18 protein-coding genes are annotated in these 18908 nt (G+C 54.1%); 10 read left to right on the top strand and 8 right to left on the bottom strand.

Annotated features, from left to right (window positions below; translation table 11 throughout):
• Nucleotides 1-208 precede the first annotated feature (208 nt).
• From lldP to trmL, 5 genes are all read left to right on the top strand, one after another.
• The gene (gene lldP, locus HV314_RS00800) at nucleotides 209-1864 is read left to right on the top strand and encodes an L-lactate permease (protein WP_016154960.1); all 1656 of its coding nucleotides are present in this window, start codon (nucleotides 209-211) and stop codon (nucleotides 1862-1864) included.
• Nucleotides 1861-2637 (top strand): transcriptional regulator LldR, encoded by a 777-nt coding sequence (lldR, locus tag HV314_RS00795; protein ID WP_181547092.1) that lies wholly within the window; start codon nucleotides 1861-1863, stop codon nucleotides 2635-2637. Before lldP ends, lldR begins: the two co-directional genes overlap by 4 nt.
• Nucleotides 2634-3824, top strand: a complete 1191-nt coding sequence (gene lldD, locus HV314_RS00790) for an FMN-dependent L-lactate dehydrogenase LldD (RefSeq protein ID WP_016154962.1) — start codon at nucleotides 2634-2636, stop codon at nucleotides 3822-3824. Before lldR ends, lldD begins: the two co-directional genes overlap by 4 nt.
• A 195-nt stretch (nucleotides 3825-4019) precedes the next feature.
• A complete protein-coding gene (locus HV314_RS00785) occupies nucleotides 4020-5360 on the top strand; it encodes an MFS transporter (RefSeq protein WP_181220976.1) in 1341 nt (446 codons plus the stop codon).
• 46 nt (nucleotides 5361-5406) lie between these two features.
• Nucleotides 5407-5880, top strand: coding sequence for a tRNA (uridine(34)/cytosine(34)/5-carboxymethylaminomethyluridine(34)-2'-O)-methyltransferase TrmL (gene trmL, locus HV314_RS00780; RefSeq protein ID WP_049042808.1), 474 nt, complete (start codon nucleotides 5407-5409; stop codon nucleotides 5878-5880).
• Between the two features lie 181 nt (nucleotides 5881-6061).
• Here the strand turns inward: trmL and cysE are convergent, their stop codons facing one another.
• From cysE to HV314_RS00755, 5 genes are all read right to left on the bottom strand, one after another.
• A complete protein-coding gene (cysE, locus tag HV314_RS00775; protein WP_016154965.1) occupies nucleotides 6062-6883 on the bottom strand; it encodes a serine O-acetyltransferase in 822 nt (273 codons plus the stop codon).
• A 77-nt stretch (nucleotides 6884-6960) separates the two neighbouring features.
• Entirely contained in the window at nucleotides 6961-7980 is a 1020-nt protein-coding gene (gene gpsA / locus HV314_RS00770; protein WP_016154966.1) for an NAD(P)H-dependent glycerol-3-phosphate dehydrogenase, read from the bottom strand.
• Complete coding sequence (gene secB / locus HV314_RS00765; protein WP_003024155.1) at nucleotides 7980-8447, bottom strand: protein-export chaperone SecB; 468 nt, start codon at nucleotides 8445-8447, stop codon at nucleotides 7980-7982. Before secB ends, gpsA begins: the two co-directional genes overlap by 1 nt.
• A 46-nt stretch (nucleotides 8448-8493) precedes the next feature.
• Entirely contained in the window at nucleotides 8494-8745 is a 252-nt protein-coding gene (grxC, locus tag HV314_RS00760; protein WP_003024152.1) for a glutaredoxin 3, read from the bottom strand.
• 51 nt (nucleotides 8746-8796) lie between these two features.
• Entirely contained in the window at nucleotides 8797-9228 is a 432-nt protein-coding gene (locus HV314_RS00755) for a rhodanese-like domain-containing protein (protein WP_005120473.1), read from the bottom strand.
• Nucleotides 9229-9475: 247 nt separating this feature from the next.
• On the opposite strand from HV314_RS00755, the gene gpmM reads away from it, so the two are divergent.
• From gpmM to HV314_RS00740, 3 genes are read left to right on the top strand one after another with little or no spacing between them, the layout of a single operon-like run.
• Nucleotides 9476-11020: a 2,3-bisphosphoglycerate-independent phosphoglycerate mutase gene (gene gpmM / locus HV314_RS00750; protein WP_019078057.1), complete on the top strand. Its 1545-nt coding sequence runs from the start codon at nucleotides 9476-9478 to the stop codon at nucleotides 11018-11020.
• A 33-nt stretch (nucleotides 11021-11053) separates the two neighbouring features.
• A complete protein-coding gene (gene envC / locus HV314_RS00745) occupies nucleotides 11054-12313 on the top strand; it encodes a murein hydrolase activator EnvC (protein WP_231390992.1) in 1260 nt (419 codons plus the stop codon).
• A gap of 3 nt (nucleotides 12314-12316) precedes the next feature.
• On the top strand, nucleotides 12317-13249 hold the full coding sequence (locus HV314_RS00740; protein ID WP_181547090.1) for a divergent polysaccharide deacetylase family protein: 933 nt from the start codon (nucleotides 12317-12319) through the stop codon (nucleotides 13247-13249).
• Here the strand turns inward: HV314_RS00740 and HV314_RS00735 are convergent, their stop codons facing one another.
• The 3 genes from HV314_RS00735 to kbl all read right to left on the bottom strand — a co-directional run bounded on the left by HV314_RS00735 (nucleotide 13250) and on the right by kbl (nucleotide 16710).
• The gene (locus HV314_RS00735) at nucleotides 13250-14287 is read right to left on the bottom strand and encodes a glycosyltransferase (RefSeq protein ID WP_181546679.1); all 1038 of its coding nucleotides are present in this window, start codon (nucleotides 14285-14287) and stop codon (nucleotides 13250-13252) included.
• Nucleotides 14288-14478: 191 nt separating this feature from the next.
• Nucleotides 14479-15504, bottom strand: coding sequence for an L-threonine 3-dehydrogenase (gene tdh / locus HV314_RS00730; RefSeq protein ID WP_016154972.1), 1026 nt, complete (start codon nucleotides 15502-15504; stop codon nucleotides 14479-14481).
• Nucleotides 15505-15513: 9 nt separating this feature from the next.
• Complete coding sequence (gene kbl, locus HV314_RS00725; protein WP_046275754.1) at nucleotides 15514-16710, bottom strand: glycine C-acetyltransferase; 1197 nt, start codon at nucleotides 16708-16710, stop codon at nucleotides 15514-15516.
• A gap of 215 nt (nucleotides 16711-16925) precedes the next feature.
• Here kbl and rfaD point away from each other — a divergent pair, with 215 nt between their 5' ends.
• On the top strand, nucleotides 16926-17858 hold the full coding sequence (rfaD, locus tag HV314_RS00720) for an ADP-glyceromanno-heptose 6-epimerase (protein ID WP_181547088.1): 933 nt from the start codon (nucleotides 16926-16928) through the stop codon (nucleotides 17856-17858).
• A gap of 2 nt (nucleotides 17859-17860) precedes the next feature.
• Nucleotides 17861-18907: an ADP-heptose--LPS heptosyltransferase RfaF gene (gene rfaF, locus HV314_RS00715; RefSeq protein ID WP_046275755.1), complete on the top strand. Its 1047-nt coding sequence runs from the start codon at nucleotides 17861-17863 to the stop codon at nucleotides 18905-18907.
• Nucleotide 18908: the final 1 nt, after the last annotated feature.

Raw genomic sequence — 18908 nt, 5'->3', positions numbered from 1 at the left:
CCCTACCAATTTTAGCCAGATCCTACCAGCACCTCACATTTCATTAAAATGTGCATACAATACCGTTGCCAATAAATAACATTTAATTAACCATTCATTGTCATTACCCCTACACAACAATATTGGCAGGGCCACTTTTACACATAATGTGACCAGGAGATGAGCACAGACTCATTCCATTATGTCGGCGGCCCCCAGGAGACCTGCAATGAATCTCTGGCAACAGAACTACGACCCGGCCGGTAACATCTGGCTTTCCAGTCTGATCGCATCGCTCCCTATCCTGTTCTTTTTCTTCGCCCTGATTAAGCTCAAGCTGAAAGGCTATGTTGCGGCGTCATGGACGGTGGTGATCGCTCTGACGGTCGCCCTGCTGTTTTACAAAATGCCGGTCGATCACGCTCTGGCTTCCGTGGTGTACGGCTTCTTCTATGGTTTGTGGCCAATTGCCTGGATCATTATCGCCGCGGTATTCGTCTATAAAATCTCGGTGAAAACCGGGCAGTTCGACATCATCCGCTCCTCAATACTCTCGATTACCCCGGACCAACGTCTGCAAATGCTGATTGTCGGTTTCTCCTTTGGCGCATTCCTCGAAGGGGCGGCAGGATTTGGCGCTCCGGTAGCGATTACCGCCGCACTGCTGGTTGGTCTGGGCTTTAATCCTCTGTACGCGGCAGGTTTGTGCCTGATCGTAAACACCGCTCCGGTCGCTTTTGGCGCAATGGGCATTCCGATTCTGGTTGCCGGTCAGGTTACCGGGCTGGATAGCTTCGAGATTGGTCAGATGGTGGGCCGTCAGTTACCGTTCCTGACCATTATCGTGTTGTTCTGGATTATGGCGATTATGGATGGCTGGCGCGGCGTAAAAGAGACCTGGCCTGCGGTGATGGTCGCTGGCGGCTCGTTTGCTATCGCGCAGTACCTCAGCTCTAACTTTATCGGGCCGGAACTGCCAGACATTATCTCGTCTCTGGTTTCGCTGGTCTGCCTGACGCTGTTCCTGAAACGCTGGCAGCCGGTACGCATCTTCCGCTTTGGCGATATGGGCGCTTCACAGGTCGATCAGACGCTGGCTCGCACCCACTATACCGCTGGACAGGTGGTCCGCGCCTGGTCTCCGTTCCTGTTCCTGACCGCCACCGTCACGCTGTGGAGCGTACCGCCGTTTAAAGCGCTGTTTGCGCCAGGCGGCGCAATGTACCACTGGGTGGTCAATATTCCGGTTCCGTACCTCGATAAGCTGGTTGCCCGTATGCCGCCGGTCGTACATGAAGCCACAGCCTACGCGGCGGTGTATAAATTTGACTGGTTCTCCGCAACCGGTACCGCGATTTTGTTTGCCGCCCTGCTGTCTATCGTCTGGTTGAAGATGAAGCCGTCCGCAGCGCTGCAGACTTTTGGCAGCACGCTGAAAGATCTGGCATTACCTATTTACTCCATCGGAATGGTGCTGGCATTCGCGTTTATCTCAAACTACTCCGGGCTTTCATCAACCCTGGCGTTGGCCCTGGCACACACCGGCAGCGCGTTTACCTTCTTCTCACCGTTCCTCGGCTGGCTGGGGGTATTTCTGACCGGGTCCGACACCTCATCAAACGCACTGTTTGCCGCCCTGCAGGCTACGGCTGCTCAGCAAATCGGCGTTTCGGATGTGCTGATGGTTGCGGCAAATACCACCGGCGGCGTGACCGGCAAGATGATCTCGCCGCAATCTATCGCTATCGCCTGTGCGGCAGTGGGATTAGTGGGGAAAGAGTCTGACCTGTTCCGCTTTACCGTGAAACACAGCCTGATTTTCACCTGCATGGTGGGTGTGATTACCACGCTGCAGGCCTATGTCTTAACCTGGATGATTCCATGATAGTGATGCCCAGACGCCTGTCAGACGAAGTCGCATCTCGTGTGCGGGCGCTGATTGAAGAACAACAGCTGGAGGCGGGCATGAAGTTGCCCGCTGAGCGCCAACTGGCCGTACAGCTCGGCGTATCGCGTAACTCGCTGCGCGAGGCGTTAGCAAAGCTGGTCAGTGAAGGCGTACTGATTAGCCGTCGTGGTGGCGGGACGTTTATCCGCTGGCAGCATGAGGCCTGGTCTGAACAAAACATCGTTCAGCCGCTGAAAACACTGCTGGCGGACGATCCTGATTACAGTTTCGATATTCTGGAGGCCCGCCACGCCATCGAAGCCAGTACCGCCTGGCACGCTGCCATGCGGGCCACCGCCGCGGATAAAGAGAAAATCAGGCTCTGTTTCGAGGCCACGCAAAGCGAAGATCCGGATCTCGCCTCGCAGGCTGACGTTCGCTTTCATCTCGCCATTGCGGAAGCCTCACACAACGTGGTGCTGTTGCAGACCATGCGCGGTTTCTTCGACGTCCTGCAGTCTTCGGTAAAACAGAGCCGCCAACGTATGTACCTGGTACCGCCGGTATTTTCTCAACTGACGGCGCAGCATCAGACCGTGCTGGACGCCATTGTTGCCGGGGATGCCGACGGGGCGCGTAAGGCCATGATGGCGCACCTCAGTTTTGTCCACACCACAATTAAACGATTTGATGAAGATCAGGCCCGGCAGGCGCGTATTACTCGCCTGCCCGGTGATCCTGGTGAGAATAGCAGGGAGAACAACACATGATTATTTCAGCAGCCAGCGACTATCGCGCCGCAGCCCAGCGCATCCTGCCCCCCTTCTTGTTTCACTATATTGACGGCGGGGCGTATGCCGAGCACACCTTGCGCCGTAACGTGGCAGACCTGTCAGAGGTGGCGCTGCGCCAGCGCGTACTGAAGAATATGTCTGACCTGAGCCTGGAAACCAAGCTGTTCAACGAAACACTCTCCATGCCGGTAGCCCTCGCGCCTGTCGGTTTGTGCGGCATGTACGCACGCCGGGGCGAGGTTCAGGCCGCCGCCGCCGCTGATGCCAAAGGCATTCCATTTACGCTTTCCACAGTGTCCGTATGTCCGATTGAAGAAGTCGCCCCGACCATCAAGCGTCCGATGTGGTTCCAGCTGTATGTGCTGCGCGATCGCGGTTTTATGCGTAACGCACTGGAGCGCGCCAAAGCGGCGGGTTGCTCCACGCTGGTCTTTACCGTCGATATGCCAACGCCTGGCGCACGCTACCGTGATGCCCATTCCGGTATGAGCGGCCCAAATGCGGCACTGCGCCGCTACTGGCAAGCAGTCACTCATCCACAGTGGGCATGGGACGTTGGTCTGAACGGTCGCCCGCATGATTTAGGCAATATTTCGACTTATCTGGGCAAACCCACCGGCCTTGAAGATTACATCGGCTGGCTGGCGAATAACTTCGATCCGTCGATTTCCTGGAAAGACCTCGAGTGGATCCGCGAATTCTGGGATGGTCCGATGGTGATCAAAGGGATCCTCGATCCTGAAGATGCCCGCGACGCCGTACGCTTTGGCGCGGATGGTATCGTTGTCTCTAACCACGGTGGCCGTCAGTTAGATGGCGTGCTGTCTTCAGCTCGTGCGCTGCCCGCCATTGCCGATGCGGTGAAAGGCGATATTACCATTCTGGCTGATAGCGGGATCCGCAATGGTCTGGACGTTGTACGCATGATAGCGCTGGGCGCGGATAGCGTGCTGCTGGGGCGTGCTTATCTGTACGCGCTGGCGACCCACGGCCAGGCCGGTGTGGCGAATCTGCTGAACCTGATCGAGAAAGAGATGAAGGTGGCGATGACCCTGACCGGTGCGAAGTCGATTAGCGAAATCAGCCGTGATTCGCTGGTACAGGAACTGGGTAAGAGCCTGCCTGCCGCGCTGGCACCTCTGGTCCAGGGTAGCGCAGCCTAACAACATCCCCGTAAACCCCATTTTCTGAATGGTCGGTCTGTTTTCAGCCCGACCATTTTTTATCCAAAAATAACGACTAGTTAACATTTACAACCAATATATTTGACAACTTTTTATCCACCTGCCAAATGTATAGACAAGCTAATACAACAGCATTTTATACATATAACAACCATCATAACGGGCGAGGGTGACATGGCTTATTCCGGAAAAGTGAATATCCAGCAGGCGATAGATGACAGTGCTTTTTCGCGCTTCCACTGGGTCATTATTGTCCTGGGTTTTCTGGTTTTAGCCATTGACGGCTTCGATACAGCGGCGATGGGCTATATTGCCCCCACGCTCTCAGCCGACTGGGGTATCAAGAAACAAGATCTCGGACCGGTGTTAAGCGCCGCGCTATTGGGCCTCTCATTTGGTGCCCTGCTGGCCGGACCGATTTCCGATCGTATGGGTCGTAAGCGCGTCCTGGTCTTTTCCTGTCTGTTCTTTGGCCTCGCCAGTCTGGGAACCGCCTATGCCCAGACGCTGAATATGCTCACGTTTTGGCGCTTTCTCACCGGGCTTGGGCTTGGCGCGGCAATGCCCAATGCCATCACCCTGGTGTCAGAATTCGCCCCGAAACGCTGTCGTTCAATGGCGATTAACACCATGTACTGTGGCTTTCCGTTAGGGGCTGCGGGCGGCGGCGTGATCTCCTCCTGGCTGATCCCCAACTACGGCTGGCACAGTGTTCTGCTTGCTGGTGCGATCGCCCCACTGGTCCTCACCGTACTGTTGGTGCTGTTCCTGCCGGAGTCGGTTAAGTATCTGGTTCACCGCGGTAAAGGGGTTGCACAGATTAAACGCATTGCTCAACGTTTTATGTCGGGAAGTCTGGAACAGGTTACCCAGTTTTATCTGGATGAAGACCGTATCACGGTCAAAAAAAGCAGCGTGGCACAGTTATTTAGTATGCCCTGGCTGCCGGGTACGCTGATGCTCTGGATGACCTACTTTATGGGGCTGGTTATCTATTACGTGCTGCTGAGCTGGATGCCAACGCTGATGCTGGGAATGGGCTATCCGCTGGCCGAATCTGCCTGGCTGACATCGCTGTTTACCTTTGGCGGTACGGCGGGGATCCTGCTGGCCGGTTGGTTAATGGACCGCAGGGAAGCCCATAAAGTGGTCTCACTCGGCTTCATTCTGACGATGCTGTTTGCCCTCGCTCTCGGGTTTGAACATAACCACATCATCTTGTTCGGCGCACTGATCTTCCTGATGGGGATTACCATGAACGGCGCGCAGTCCGGGCTGCAGACGCTGGCCGCCACGTTTTATCCAACCCACTGCCGTGCGACGGGCATTGCCTGGATGCAGGGCGTGGGCCGCTTCGGCGGCGTAGCCGGAACGATGATGAGCGCCCAATTGCTTTCCCTGCAATGGCAGGCAGATAGTATCTTAATGTTCCTCAGCCTTCCGGCCCTGGTCGCTGCTGCCGCGACAATTTACAAGCTGCAGCGCTATAAACCGCACGCGCTGACCGTCGCATAGTACCCGCTCTTTCTGCTATTCTGCCCCCCGTTATCAAGGGGGCAGTATGCTTAACATCGTTTTATTCGAACCAGAAATCCCGCCAAATACCGGCAATATTATCCGTCTTTGCGCCAACACCGGCTTTCGTCTGCATATTATAGAGCCAATGGGCTTTACCTGGGACGACAAGCGCCTGCGTCGCGCGGGGCTGGATTACCATGAATTTACCGCCGTGCTGCGCCACTCTGATTACGCCGCCTTCGTCGCCGCAGAACATCCGCAGCGCCTGTTTGCTCTGACCACCAAAGGTACGCCAGCGCATAGCGCGGTATGCTATCAGGACGGGGATTATCTGATGTTTGGTCCGGAAACACGCGGTCTGCCAGCCAGCATCCTTGACGCGCTGCCGGCCGAACAAAAAATTCGTATTCCAATGATGCCAGACAGTCGCAGCATGAACCTGTCAAATGCGGTGTCGGTGGTGGTGTATGAGGCCTGGCGCCAGCTAGGGTATCCGGGCGCGGTACTGCGTAGCTGATGATTGTTGGATGGCGGCTAGCGCCTGATCCGACCTACATTAATTTGATGAAATTCATTTCGAGCGTTATCGGCGCAGACAGATTGAACACGGACTGCGCACAGTCACCGGAGCGTACACGCAATACGTGAGGATGACGAGCACAGCTCAGGTTCAATCTGCCAGGTAAGATAGCTCGAAATCAGATACCATCTCCATACTCAAAAGTATGATGTATCCCGTTGAAATGCTGATCCATATCCATGGACGGCTTATCGCTGTCAGGCTTACCGACGATGCGTGCCGGAACGCCTGCTGCAGTGGTATGCGGGGGTACCGGCTGTAAAACGACGGAACCTGCGCCAATCTTCGCGCCGCGCCCGACTTCAATGTTGCCGAGAATTTTTGCTCCCGCGCCAATCATCACGCCTTCACGAATTTTCGGATGGCGGTCACCGCCGGCTTTACCGGTCCCGCCCAGCGTGACGGATTGCAAAATAGAGACGTCGTTTTCAATCACGGCAGTTTCACCGACCACAATACCGGTGGCGTGATCGAGCATAATCCCACGGCCAATTTTTGCCGCCGGGTGAATGTCTACCTGGAAGCTAACTGACACCTGATTTTGCAGGAAGATCGCCAGCGCCTGACGCCCCTGATGCCACAGCCAGTGACCGATACGGTAGGCCTGAAGCGCATGAAAGCCCTTCAGATACAGAAGTGGGGTGGAATATTTATCGACAGCTGGATCACGCGTGCGTACCGCCTGAATATCACAGGCCGCTGAGGCAATCATTTCAGGATCGGCCGCGTAGGCCTCTTCCACGACTTCGCGAATGGCAATGGCGGGCATGATCGGAGAAGCGAGTTTATTCGCCAGCATATAGCTCAGCGCACTGCCGAGGTTTTCATGCTTGAGCAGCGTTGCGTGGTAAAAACTGGCCAGCATTGGTTCACATTCCGCCAGTGCCCGGGCTTCCGCTTTAATGTTTTTCCAGACGATATCCAGTTCTTCACACGGCATTGCGTACTCCAGAAGGTAGCAAAACGACCGACCCGTTCTTCGCGGGTCGGGTCGTTATATTCAACAGTTCCTTACAGCTAGTGGCGACTCAGCTCGTCCCTGCGTGCACGGCCTAATAACGTCAATGCTGCCTCGCGCGCGTTTTTTCCGCAATACAATACTTGATAAATTTCCTCGGTTATTGGCATCTCAACACCAAAACGGTGCGCCAATTCACGAACTTCTTTCGTATTGCGGTAGCCTTCAACCACCTGACCAATCTTATCCTGCGCCCCCTGCACGTCCATCCCCTGGCCGAGCATCATGCCAAAACGACGGTTTCGCGACTGGTTGTCGGTACAGGTCAGCACCAGATCGCCTAAACCCGCCATCCCCATAAAGGTGGCAGGATCGGCACCCAGCGCCGCGCCAAGACGAGACATTTCGGTCAGTCCACGGGTGATCAATGCGGTTCGCGCATTCGCGCCGAAACCGATGCCGTCAGACATCCCCGCGCCAATCGCAATGACGTTTTTCACCGCGCCGCCAAGCTGCACGCCAATGAAATCCGGATTGCTGTAAACGCGGAAGCTCTTGCCGCAGTGCAGCAACTGCTGGAGATCGTCAGCAAAGGTGTCGTCCGTCGAGGCCAGAGAAATCGCCGTCGGCATGCCCGCCGCCAGCTCTTTGGCGAACGTCGGACCGGAGATAACCGCCAGTGGAATAGAATTCCCCAGCGCTTCACGCGCGACGTCCTGCAGCAGGCGTCCCGTTTCCGCTTCCAGACCCTTTGTCGCCCAGACCAGACGCGCGTCAGGACGCATCAGCGGTTTGATGTTGCGCAGCACTTCGCCAAAGACGTGGCTAGGCACCACCACCAGAATATTACGACTGGCGGCCAGCGCAGTGGCTAAATCACTTTCCAGGCGCAGCGTTTCGGGAAAAGGCACATCAGGGAGGAACGCGACGTTGCAGCGATCGTGCTCGAGGGTCGCGATATGTTTCGGATCATGGCCCCACAGGACAACCTGATGGCCATTTCTTGCCAGGGTGATGGCAAGAGCGGTGCCGTACGAGCCGGCACCAATCACAGTCATTGAAGCATTACTTTGGTTCATCAGGCATCCTGATGTTCTTCAGTACCTTCGCCAGCCTGCTGCTGTAAATAGTTCATGAACAGCGCATCAAAGTTGACCGGCGCAAGGTTCAGTTGCGGGAATGTACCGCGGGAAACCAGGCTGGTGATGCATTCGCGGGCATACGGGAACAGAATGTTCGGGCAGTATGCACCAAGGCAATGCGCCATCTGAGTCCCTTCAATACCACTGATGGAGAAAATACCGCCCTGCTGAACTTCACACAGGAACGCAGTTTCTTCACCCAGAGAAGCCGTTACGGTGACACGCAGCACTACTTCATACACATCATCTGCCAGTTGGGTAGATGCGGTATCAAGATCCAGTTTAACCTCTGGCTGCCAATCTTTCTGGAAAACATGTGGTGCATTTGGCGCTTCGAAAGACACATCCTTGGTATAAATACGTTGGATCTGGAAAGCCATTTCAGTGTTATTTTGTTCTGACATGTTGAGAAAACCCTTTAGTGTTGTCCTTTAAATACTTCGGTACGCCTTAACGCAGCAGTGGATCCAGTCCACCACGTGCATCCAACGCATACAAGTCGTCACAACCACCAATGTGCTGTGCATCAATAAAAATCTGCGGAACCGTTGTACGGCCACTGCGCTTGATCATCTCTTCACGCTTCACGGCATCGCCGTCAATCGGAAGTTCCTGGAAACTCACACCCTTGCTGTTCAACAGCGCCTTTGCGCGATGGCAAAACGGGCAGGTCGCTTTGGTATAGATCTCAATATTGGCCATGACTTATCTCCAGTGTTCTTTTACCCTGAGGCATGATAGAAGACGGGTAAATTACTTGCCGCGAACCAGTGGCAGATTCTCGCCACTCCAGCCCGCTACGCCGTCTTTCAGTACAGATACCTGCTCAAAACCGGCTTTAATCAGCGCAGTTGCTGAATCCTGGCACTGCATACCAGAGCCATCAACCACAATAACAGGTTTGTTTTTGTGTTTTTCCAGCTCGCCAAAATTGTTGGCTTTGATTTCGCTCGGCAGCAGGTTCGTGGAGCCCGCGATATGGCCTTTGCGGAAGTCGTCGCGCTGACGTAAATCCACAATCACCGCATCTTCTTTGTTGATAAGACGAGTGGCTTCTCCGCGCGTAATTACCTTCACTTTCGAAGTCAGGCTCTTAAACGTGGTAAATAATACAGCCGCCAGTAACGCAATCCAGGCGATACTCAATACAGGGTGGCGACTAACAAATTGCATAATTTCTTGCATGGGGGGTAACAACTCCCGACTTAGTGATTAAAAAACCAGGAAAGGAGTATACCTGCGCGTTGGCGCAAATACAGCCAGAGCGTGCATTGGATTGCATTTTTGCGGGGCGCTACGGAAAAAAAAACGTAAATCCGCGCCCTCTGCGACACGCTCTGGTCGATTATTTGATCTTCTGGGGCTATTTTATCGATTCAGCTGTAGTAAAATTACGCAATTATTTTTGTCTATTGAGTGTGAGGTTGTCGCAATGTCGGTTTCTAAAAAACCTATGGTACTGGTGATTCTGGATGGCTATGGCTATCGTGAAGACAGCCAGGATAACGCCATCTTTAATGCCAAAACCCCGGTAATGGATGCTCTGTGGGCAAAACGTCCGCATACCCTGATTGATGCCTCTGGCCTGGAAGTCGGCCTGCCCGATCGCCAGATGGGCAACTCCGAAGTGGGTCATGTCAACCTGGGCGCGGGCCGCATCGTGTATCAGGACCTGACCCGTCTGGATGTTGAAATTAAAGAACGGACTTTCTTCGCTAACCCAGTGCTGACCGATGCGGTCGACCAGGCAAAAAATAGCGGCAAAGCGGTTCACATCATGGGCCTGCTCTCTGCTGGCGGCGTTCACAGCCACGAAGATCACATCATGGCGATGGTCGAAATGGCAGCTGAACGCGGTGCTGAGAAAATCTATCTGCACGCTTTCCTTGATGGCCGTGATACCCCGCCGCGCAGCGCTGAACATTCGCTGCAGAAATTCGAAGAGAAATTTGCCGCGCTGGGCAAAGGCCGCGTAGCGTCCATCATCGGTCGTTACTACGCCATGGACCGCGACAACCGTTGGGATCGCGTTGAACAGGCTTATGACCTGATGACGCTGGCAAAAGGCGAGTTCCAGTTCTCTACGGCTGTTGAAGGCCTGCAGGCTGCTTATGCCCGCGACGAAAACGACGAATTCGTGAAAGCGACCGTGATCCGTGCTGAAGGCCAGGCTGAAGCCGCCATGGAAGACGGCGATACGCTGATTTTCATGAACTTCCGTGCTGACCGTGCGCGTGAAATCACCCGTGCGTTTGTTAACGCTGACTTCGACGGCTTCGCCCGTAAGAAAGTCGTTAACCTCAACTTTGTGATGCTGACCGAATACGCAGCCGACATCAAAACTGCTGTTGCTTACCCACCAGCGTCTCTGGCCAACACCCTTGGCGAGTGGATGGCGAAGAATGACAAAACGCAGCTGCGTATTTCCGAAACTGAAAAATATGCCCACGTGACCTTCTTCTTTAACGGCGGCGTAGAAGAACCGTTCAAAGGCGAAGATCGCATCCTGATCAACTCGCCGAAAGTCGCGACCTACGATCTGCAGCCGGAAATGAGCTCTGCTGAGCTGACCGAGAAGCTGGTTGCTGCGATTCAGAGCGGAAAATACGACACCATCATTTGTAACTACCCGAACGGCGACATGGTTGGTCACACCGGGGTGATGGAAGCTGCGGTTAAAGCGGTTGAAGCGCTGGATCACTGCGTTGAGCAGGTGACTAAAGCGGTTGAATCCGTTGGCGGCCAACTGCTGATCACCGCGGACCACGGTAACGCAGAGCAAATGCGCGATCCGTCCACCGGTCAGGCGCATACAGCACACACCAACCTGCCCGTTCCGCTGATTTATGTCGGTGGTAAAAACGTCAAAGCAGTTGAAGGCGGCAAACTTTCTGATATCGCCCCGACGATGCTGACGCTGATGGGTATGGAAATCCCGCAAGAGATGACTGGTAAGCCGCTGTTCATCGTGGAATAATCCCTCCCCATGAGGGGAAAGGCGATTAATACCATCACTTGGGCCGTGAAACTGCGAAAGCTTTCAGTCAGGCCCTTGTTCTACGCCAGCGCGCTTAGCGCTGGCGTATTGCTGTGCGCCTTTTCCGCCCACGCGGACGAGCGCGATCAGCTCAAATCTATTCAGGCTGATATCGCGGCAAAAGAACGCGCGGTACGCCAACAACAACAACAACGCTCCACTCTCCTCGCTCAACTTAAAGCTCAGGAACAGGCCATCGCCGTTGCCGCCAGGCAACTACGCGAAACGCAAAACTCGCTGGCGCAGCTGAATGCGCAAATCACTGAAATGAATGCCGCCCTCGCGAAGCTGGAAAAACAGCGGGCTGCGCAAGAGCGTAGCCTGGCAGCCCAACTTGACGCAGCGTTTCGCCAGGGCGAACACACCGGTATTCAGCTCATTCTGAGCGGGGAAGAGAGCCAGCGCGGGCAACGCTTGCAGGCCTATTTCGGCTATCTGAACCAGGCGCGGCAGGAAACCATCGCGCAGTTGAAACAAACCCGCGAAGAAGTCGACTCGCAAAAAGCCGAGCTGGAAGATAAGCAGAGCGAACAGCAGACGTTGCTGTACGAACAGCGCGCTCAGCAGGCTAAGCTGGAGCAGGCGCGTAATGAACGCAAGAAGACGCTCTCGGGTCTGGAGTCATCGATTCAGCAGGGTCAGCAGCAACTGGGCGAAATGCGCGCCAACGAATCACGCCTGCGCAACAGCATTGCTCGTGCCGAAGCCGCAGCCAAAGCACGCGCGGAACGTGAAGCTCGCGAGGCGCAGGCCGTACGTGACAAACAGAAGGATGCGTCACGGAAAGGCTCAACCTACAAGCCAACCGAAAGCGAAAAATCACTGATGTCCCGTACCGGCGGTTTAGGTTCCCCACGCGGCCAGGCATTCTGGCCCGTTCGTGGCCCAACGCTACATCGTTATGGCGAACAGTTGCAAGGTGAGCTACGTTGGAAGGGGATGGTTATTGGCGCATCCGAAGGCACCGAAGTTAAAGCCATTGCCGATGGTCGCGTCATTCTGGCGGACTGGTTGCAGGGCTACGGTCTGGTGGTCGTCGTTGAGCACGGTAAAGGCGATATGAGCCTTTACGGTTATAACCAGAGCGCGCTGGTCAGCGTCGGTACGCAGGTTCGCGCCGGGCAGCCTATTGCACTTGTGGGTAGCAGCGGCGGACAGGGCAGGCCGGCACTCTATTTCGAAATTCGTCGCCAGGGTCAGGCGGTCAATCCACAGCCGTGGTTGGGAAGATAAGTTTTGCCTCAATTTCGTCGTCTATTATTCTCTCTCGCCAGCGTGCTGGCCTTCGCAACACCTGTTTTTGCTGGCAAACTCGCCATCGTTATTGATGATTTCGGCTATCGTCCACACACCGAAAATCAGGTTCTGGCGATGCCTTCCACCCTCTCCGTTGCCGTTCTGCCTAATGCCCCACACGCGCGTGAAATGGCGATTAAAGCGCATAACAGCGGGCATGAAGTTTTAATCCATCTGCCGATGGCGCCGCTGAGCAAACAGCCGTTAGAGAAAGATACTTTGCGCCCGGAAATGAGCAGCGAAGAGATTGAGCGGATTATTCGCGACGCGGTAAGCAAAGTACCGAATGCGGTCGGGCTGAACAACCATATGGGCAGCGCGATGACCTCCAGCCTGTTCGGCATGCAGAAGGTGATGCAGGCGCTGGAACGCTACGATCTCTACTTCCTGGACAGTATGACCATCGGCAACAGTCAGGCAATGCGCGCAGCATCAGGAACCGGCGTGAAGGTTATCAAACGCAAAGTCTTCCTGGATGACACGCAAAACGAAGCCGATATTCGCCGTCAGTTTAATCGTGCCGTTGAGCTTGCGCGCCGCAACGGTTCAGCAATTGCCATTGGGCATCCTCACCCTTCGACGGTTCGCGTCCTGCAGCAGATGCTTTATAACCTGCCTGCGGACATTACGCTGGTTCGCCCAAGCAGCCTGCTCAATGAACCACAGGTAGACACCTCCAGACCAAACCTTACACCGCCGAAGAATGGTAAACCTGATGCGCCACGTAATCCTTTCCGCGGGGTGAGATTATGCAAACCGAAGCAGCCGTTAGAGCCGGTTTACGCCAGCCGCTTCTTCAGCGTGCTCAGTGAAAGCATCACCCAAAGCACGCTGGTGCAGTACATGCGCCTGCAATGGCAGGGCTGGCAATAATTACTCTTTAATATCCAGCGTTAAATGGGCCAGGCGGCGCGGCGTCAGTGATTTATCGCGCCACTGACTAAAGCGTATGGCCCACAATAGCACCTGATATCCCAGCTTAACGCTGCAGATATTGCTCACCATGCGCTTAAACATACCCGATACGAATACTTCAGCAATCATCCGTTGGCGGATTTTCTCGTCCGGCTCTTTACGTATGCAATGACAAACGCGTAGCGCTTCGTAAATCACCTGCTGTTTGAACTCCGGATAAATTGGAATGCGTCCAGCATAGTCGTGATTCATCTTATCCAGCAGACGGGTAATTTTGATATAGTGGCGTTGATAGGCGAGATTTTTCAGCCCGGTGCGTGGCAGGCGGCTGACGGACGCGCCGTGCAGGAAGTATTTATACAACGGCACTTCCGTGTAACGCGCGCGTTTCGCATTAAACATAAACTCTGTCGTCCAGATAATATCCTGGTGGTGCAGACCGGACAGGAAGGTCAGTCCTGCGTCGCGGATGGTCTGATGGCGGTAAACGCCCATCCAGACAACGTGCCGCCAACGGCGACTGGCTAACGCTTTGCGTAACCAGTCTGGCCCGGTCATCACGCCGGTAGAACGAATTCGATTGGTAGGAATGGATGCCCAGGTGTGGCCTGTCTCCGCAATACACCAATCAGCGTTGCACTGCGCAACATCCAGATTATCCTTCAGCGCCATAGTCATCAGCGTCTCATACATTTCCGGATAGGCAATATCATCGCCGTCTACGTACGCGATGTACTCCCCCCTGGCAACTTCCATACCGGTATTGCGCGCCGCGGATACCCCTCCATTGGGCTGGTGCAACAGGTGAACGTGCGGGTAACGATCCGCATAAGACTGAGCAAGGTCCGCTGAGTTATCCGTAGAACCATCATTAACAATGATGATCTCCAGGTTCTTCCAGGTTTGCGCAATCAGCGAATCCATACACGCAATGAACGGTTCACCCGTGTTGTAAAGTGGCATAATGACGCTCAGGAGACCAGGGATATAGGTCATATCAAATCCAGCCAAACAATAGAGTTATCGGCACTTTTTAGCATATTAAGCGGTAGATTTTCAGAAAAAATTATTAATTCTTTAGCAGAAAATGCGCCAGGCAGGAGCGAGCGTGCAAGCATAAAAAAGCCCCGGATGGTAATGATAATCAACACCCAGGGACATACGCAGAATCTACTGATTGGATAGGGTTAATCCCAGCTCAGGATCACTTTCCCTGACTGGCCCGAGCGCATCGCGTCAAAGCCCTGCTGGAATTCATCTATGGAGAATCGATGGGTGATGATCGGCGACAAATCCAGACCAGACTGAATCAATGCGGCCATCTTGTACCAAGTCTCAAACATCTCACGACCGTAGATACCTTTAATAAACAATCCTTTAAAGATAACTTTAGTCCAGTCGATGGACATGTCTGATGGTGGAATACCCAGCATAGCAATACGGCCACCGTGGTTCATGGTGTCCAGCATGGCGCGAAACGCTGGCGGCGCGCCGGACATCTCCAGACCGACATCAAACCCTTCGGTCATGCCCAGTTCAGCCATCACGTCGGTCAGACTCTCTTTCGACACGTTGACCGCGCGAGTGATGCCCATTTTACGCGCCAGTTCAAGGCGATACTCATTAACATCGGTAATCACCACGTGGCGTGCGCCAACGTGCCTGGCAACCGCTGCCGCCATAATACCGATTGGACCCGCGCCGGAAACCAGCACATCTTCCCCAACCAGATCGAACGACAGCGCCGTATGCACCGCATTACCGAACGGATCGAAGATAGACGCCAGGTCGTCAGAGATGTTGTCCGGAATTTTAAACGCGTTAAATGCCGGGATCACCAGGTACTCTGCAAAGCAGCCAGGACGGTTTACGCCAACACCGGTCGTATTGCGGCACAGGTGAGTACGTCCACCGCGGCAGTTACGGCAATGCCCGCAGGTGATATGACCTTCGCCTGAAACGCGATCGCCGATTTTAAAGCCTTTAACTTCCTGGCCGATGCCAACAACTTCGCCGACATATTCATGTCCAACGACCATCGGTACCGGGATGGTTTTTTGCGACCATTCATCCCAGTTATAAATGTGAACGTCAGTCCCGCAGATGGCTGTTTTACGGATTTTAATCAGCAAATCGTTATGGCCGACTTCCGGTTCAGGAACGTCGGTCATCCAAATGCCCTCTTCCGCTTTCAGTTTGGATAACGCTTTCATTTCACATCCTCAGGCAATAACGCCCAGTTGTTTACCAATGCGTGTGAACGCCTCAACAGCACGCGTAATCTGCTCAGGGGTATGCGCCGCAGACATCTGGGTACGAATACGCGCCTGACCTTTTGGAACCACTGGATAGAAGAATCCAGTAACGTAAATCCCCTCTTTTTGCAGCTCGCGGGCGAACTCTTGCGCCACTACCGCATCCCCCAACATGACCGGGATAATTGCGTGATCCGCTCCCGCTAACGTAAAGCCTGCGGCAGACATTTGCTCGCGGAACTGACGTGCGTTCGCCCACAGGCGATCGCGCAGCTCGCTGCCTGCTTCGACCATCTCCAGCACTTTAATGGAGGCAGAAACAATTGCAGGAGCCAATGAGTTGGAGAACAGATACGGACGGGAACGCTGACGCAGCCACTCAACAACCTCTTTGCGCGCTGCGGTATAACCGCCAGATGCGCCGCCGAGCGCTTTACCCAGCGTACCAGTGATGATGTCCACACGCCCCATCACGTCACAGTATTCATGTGAGCCACGACCATTTTCGCCGACAAAGCCGACAGCATGGGAATCATCAACCATGACCAGCGCGTCGTATTTATCCGCCAGGTCACAAACGCCTTTCAGGTTAGCGATCACACCATCCATAGAGAACACGCCATCGGTGGCGATCAGGATATGACGGGCTCCCGCTTCACGCGCTTCTTTCAGGCGCGCTTCCAGCTCGACCATGTCGTTGTTGGCGTAACGGAAACGCTTTGCTTTACACAAGCGAACACCGTCAATGATAGAAGCGTGGTTGAGCGCATCTGAAATAATCGCATCTTCTGCGCCCAGCAGCGTTTCAAACAGGCCGCCGTTGGCGTCAAAGCAGGAAGAGTAAAGGATGGCATCTTCCATACCGAGGAATGCCGCCAGTTTTTGCTCAAGTTGCTTATGGCTGTCCTGGGTACCGCAAATAAAGCGGACCGAAGCCATACCAAATCCGTGAGAATCCATACCTGCTTTTGCAGCTGCAATCAGTTCCGGGTGGTTAGCCAGCCCCAGATAGTTGTTCGCACAAAAGTTAATAACGTGGCTTCCGTCCGCCACGGTGATATCCGCCTGCTGGGCAGACGTAATAATGCGCTCTTCTTTAAACAATCCTTCCGCACGTGCGGTTTCGAGATCGTTCGTTAACTGTTTGTAAAAATCCCCACGCATTTCAATTCTCCAGACTGGGCAAATTTCAGCACATATTACCCAAAGCTATACGCTGATACGAGATGACGCATCATCACTTCTTCAAAATGAAGCATAAATCACGTGTACCCGTACGGCTTATCGGTGAATGGCTGAAGCCAGAGCCATGTAGTGATATGATAGAAAGTATTCGTGTCTGAGATTGTCTCTGACTCCAAAATTCGAAGGTTACATTTATGATCATCGTTACCGGCGGCGCGGGCTTTATCGGCAGCAATATCGTCAAGTCATTGAATGATAAAGGCATCACCGACATCCTGGTGGTGGACAACCTTAAAGATGGCACCAAGTTTGTTAACCTGGTGGATCTGAATATTGCTGACTACATGGACAAGGAAGACTTCCTGATCCAGATTATGGCCGGAGAAGATTTCGGCGATATCGAAGCGATTTTCCACGAAGGCGCATGCTCCTCCACTACCGAGTGGGACGGCAAGTATATGATGGATAACAACTATCAATACTCCAAAGAGCTGTTGCACTACTGCCTGGAGCGTGAAATTCCGTTCCTGTATGCGTCCTCTGCCGCCACCTACGGCGGTCGTACTTCTGATTTCATCGAATCCCGTGAATATGAGAAACCGCTGAACGTTTACGGCTACTCAAAATTCCTGTTCGACGAGTACGTTCGTCAGATCCTGCCAGAAGCCAATTCTCAGATTGTTGGCTTCCGCTATTTCAACGTCTACGGACCGCGTGAAGGCCATAAAGGCAGCATGGCGAGCGTCGCTTTCCACCTCAACACCCAGCTCAACAATGGCGAAACACCAAAACTGTTCGAAGGTAGTGAAAACTTCAAGCGTGATTTCGTTTACGTAGGCGATGTGGCTGCGGTGAACCTGTGGTTCCTGGAAAACGGGATTTCCGGCATCTTTAACCTTGGTACCGGTCGTGCGGAATCTTTCCAGGCTGTTGCCGATGCAACGCTTGCGTACCACAAAAAAGGCAGCATTGAGTACATCCCATTCCCGGAAAAACTGAAAGGTCGCTATCAGGCGTTTACCCAGGCCGATCTAACTAATCTGCGCGCTGCGGGCTATGACAAGCCGTTTAAAACCGTTGCTGAAGGTGTAACGGAATATATGGCCTGGCTGAACCGCGACGCGTAAGTATGAAAATTTTGGTGGTAGGCCCGTCCTGGGTGGGCGACATGATGATGTCGCAAAGTCTCTATCGCACGCTTAAGGCGCGCTATCCCCAGGCGATAATCGACGTGATGGCACCTGCATGGTGCCGTCCGTTATTGTCGCGCATGCCTGAAGTTAACGAAGCTATCGCCATGCCGCTGGGACACGGCGCGCTGGAGATCGGCGAGCGGCGTAAACTCGGCCATAGCCTGCGTGAAAAACGCTATGACCGCGCCTATGTGCTGCCTAACTCGTTTAAATCCGCTCTGGTGCCGTTCTTTGCTGGCATTCCCCATCGTACCGGTTGGCGTGGTGAAATGCGCTACGGCCTGCTAAACGATGCGCGCGTGCTGGATAAAGATGCCTGGCCGCTGATGGTCGAACGCTATGTAGCCCTGGCCTATGATAAAGGCGTAATGCTGTCAGCTAAAGATTTGCCGCAGCCTCTGCTATGGCCGCAGTTGCAGGTAAGCGAAGGTGAAAAGTCCCTGACCTGTCGCCAGTTTTCCCTTTCTGCCGAACGCCCCATCATTGGCTTTTGCCCTGGAGCGGAATTTGGTCCAGCGAAACGCTGGCCACATTACCACTACGCAGATCTGGCGAAGCAGCTGATCGATGAAGGCCATCAGATTGTGCTTTTTGGCTCTGCAAAAGACCATGAAGCCGGAAATGAGATCCTGGCGACTCTGAGCGTTGATCAGCAGCCTTGGTGCCGTAATCTGGCGGGCGAAACACAGCTGGAGCAGGCCGTCATTCTTCTCGCCGCCTGCAAAGCGGTGGTCACCAACGACTCTGGATTAATGCACGTTGCCGCAGCGTTGAATCGACCTCTGGTAGCGTTGTATGGCCCCAGCAGCCCGGATTTTACTCCGCCGCTTTCACACAAGGCGCGCGTAATTCGCTTGATTACGGGCTATCACAAAGTACGCAAGGGAGATGCAGCAGAAGGCTATCATCAGAGCCTGATTGACATCACACCCCAGCGCGTGCTGGAAGAACTTAACGACCTGTTGTTACAAGAGGAAGCCTGAC

It is taken from the genome of Citrobacter sp. RHBSTW-00887, from assembly GCF_013728095.1.
In the GTDB taxonomy this organism is placed as follows: Bacteria; Pseudomonadota; Gammaproteobacteria; order Enterobacterales; family Enterobacteriaceae; genus Citrobacter; species Citrobacter braakii.
Note: the sequence above shows the minus strand (reverse complement) of the source record. Positions and strands in the feature narration are given on the sequence as shown.

Excerpts from the sequence above, each read along its gene's own strand:
- lldP (WP_016154960.1), top strand. The coding sequence starts at position 209 with ATGAATCTCTGGCAACAGAACTACGACCCGGCCGGTAACATCTGGCTT.
- lldR (WP_181547092.1), top strand. The coding sequence starts at position 1,861 with ATGATAGTGATGCCCAGACGCCTGTCAGACGAAGTCGCATCTCGTGTG.
- lldD (WP_016154962.1), top strand. The coding sequence starts at position 2,634 with ATGATTATTTCAGCAGCCAGCGACTATCGCGCCGCAGCCCAGCGCATC.
- HV314_RS00785 (WP_181220976.1), top strand. The coding sequence starts at position 4,020 with ATGGCTTATTCCGGAAAAGTGAATATCCAGCAGGCGATAGATGACAGT.
- trmL (WP_049042808.1), top strand. The coding sequence starts at position 5,407 with ATGCTTAACATCGTTTTATTCGAACCAGAAATCCCGCCAAATACCGGC.
- cysE (WP_016154965.1), bottom strand. The coding sequence starts at position 6,883 with ATGCCGTGTGAAGAACTGGATATCGTCTGGAAAAACATTAAAGCGGAA.
- gpsA (WP_016154966.1), bottom strand. The coding sequence starts at position 7,980 with ATGAACCAAAGTAATGCTTCAATGACTGTGATTGGTGCCGGCTCGTAC.
- secB (WP_003024155.1), bottom strand. The coding sequence starts at position 8,447 with ATGTCAGAACAAAATAACACTGAAATGGCTTTCCAGATCCAACGTATT.
- grxC (WP_003024152.1), bottom strand. The coding sequence starts at position 8,745 with ATGGCCAATATTGAGATCTATACCAAAGCGACCTGCCCGTTTTGCCAT.
- HV314_RS00755 (WP_005120473.1), bottom strand. The coding sequence starts at position 9,228 with ATGCAAGAAATTATGCAATTTGTTAGTCGCCACCCTGTATTGAGTATC.
- gpmM (WP_019078057.1), top strand. The coding sequence starts at position 9,476 with ATGTCGGTTTCTAAAAAACCTATGGTACTGGTGATTCTGGATGGCTAT.
- HV314_RS00735 (WP_181546679.1), bottom strand. The coding sequence starts at position 14,287 with ATGACCTATATCCCTGGTCTCCTGAGCGTCATTATGCCACTTTACAAC.
- tdh (WP_016154972.1), bottom strand. The coding sequence starts at position 15,504 with ATGAAAGCGTTATCCAAACTGAAAGCGGAAGAGGGCATTTGGATGACC.
- kbl (WP_046275754.1), bottom strand. The coding sequence starts at position 16,710 with ATGCGTGGGGATTTTTACAAACAGTTAACGAACGATCTCGAAACCGCA.
- rfaD (WP_181547088.1), top strand. The coding sequence starts at position 16,926 with ATGATCATCGTTACCGGCGGCGCGGGCTTTATCGGCAGCAATATCGTC.
- rfaF (WP_046275755.1), top strand. The coding sequence starts at position 17,861 with ATGAAAATTTTGGTGGTAGGCCCGTCCTGGGTGGGCGACATGATGATG.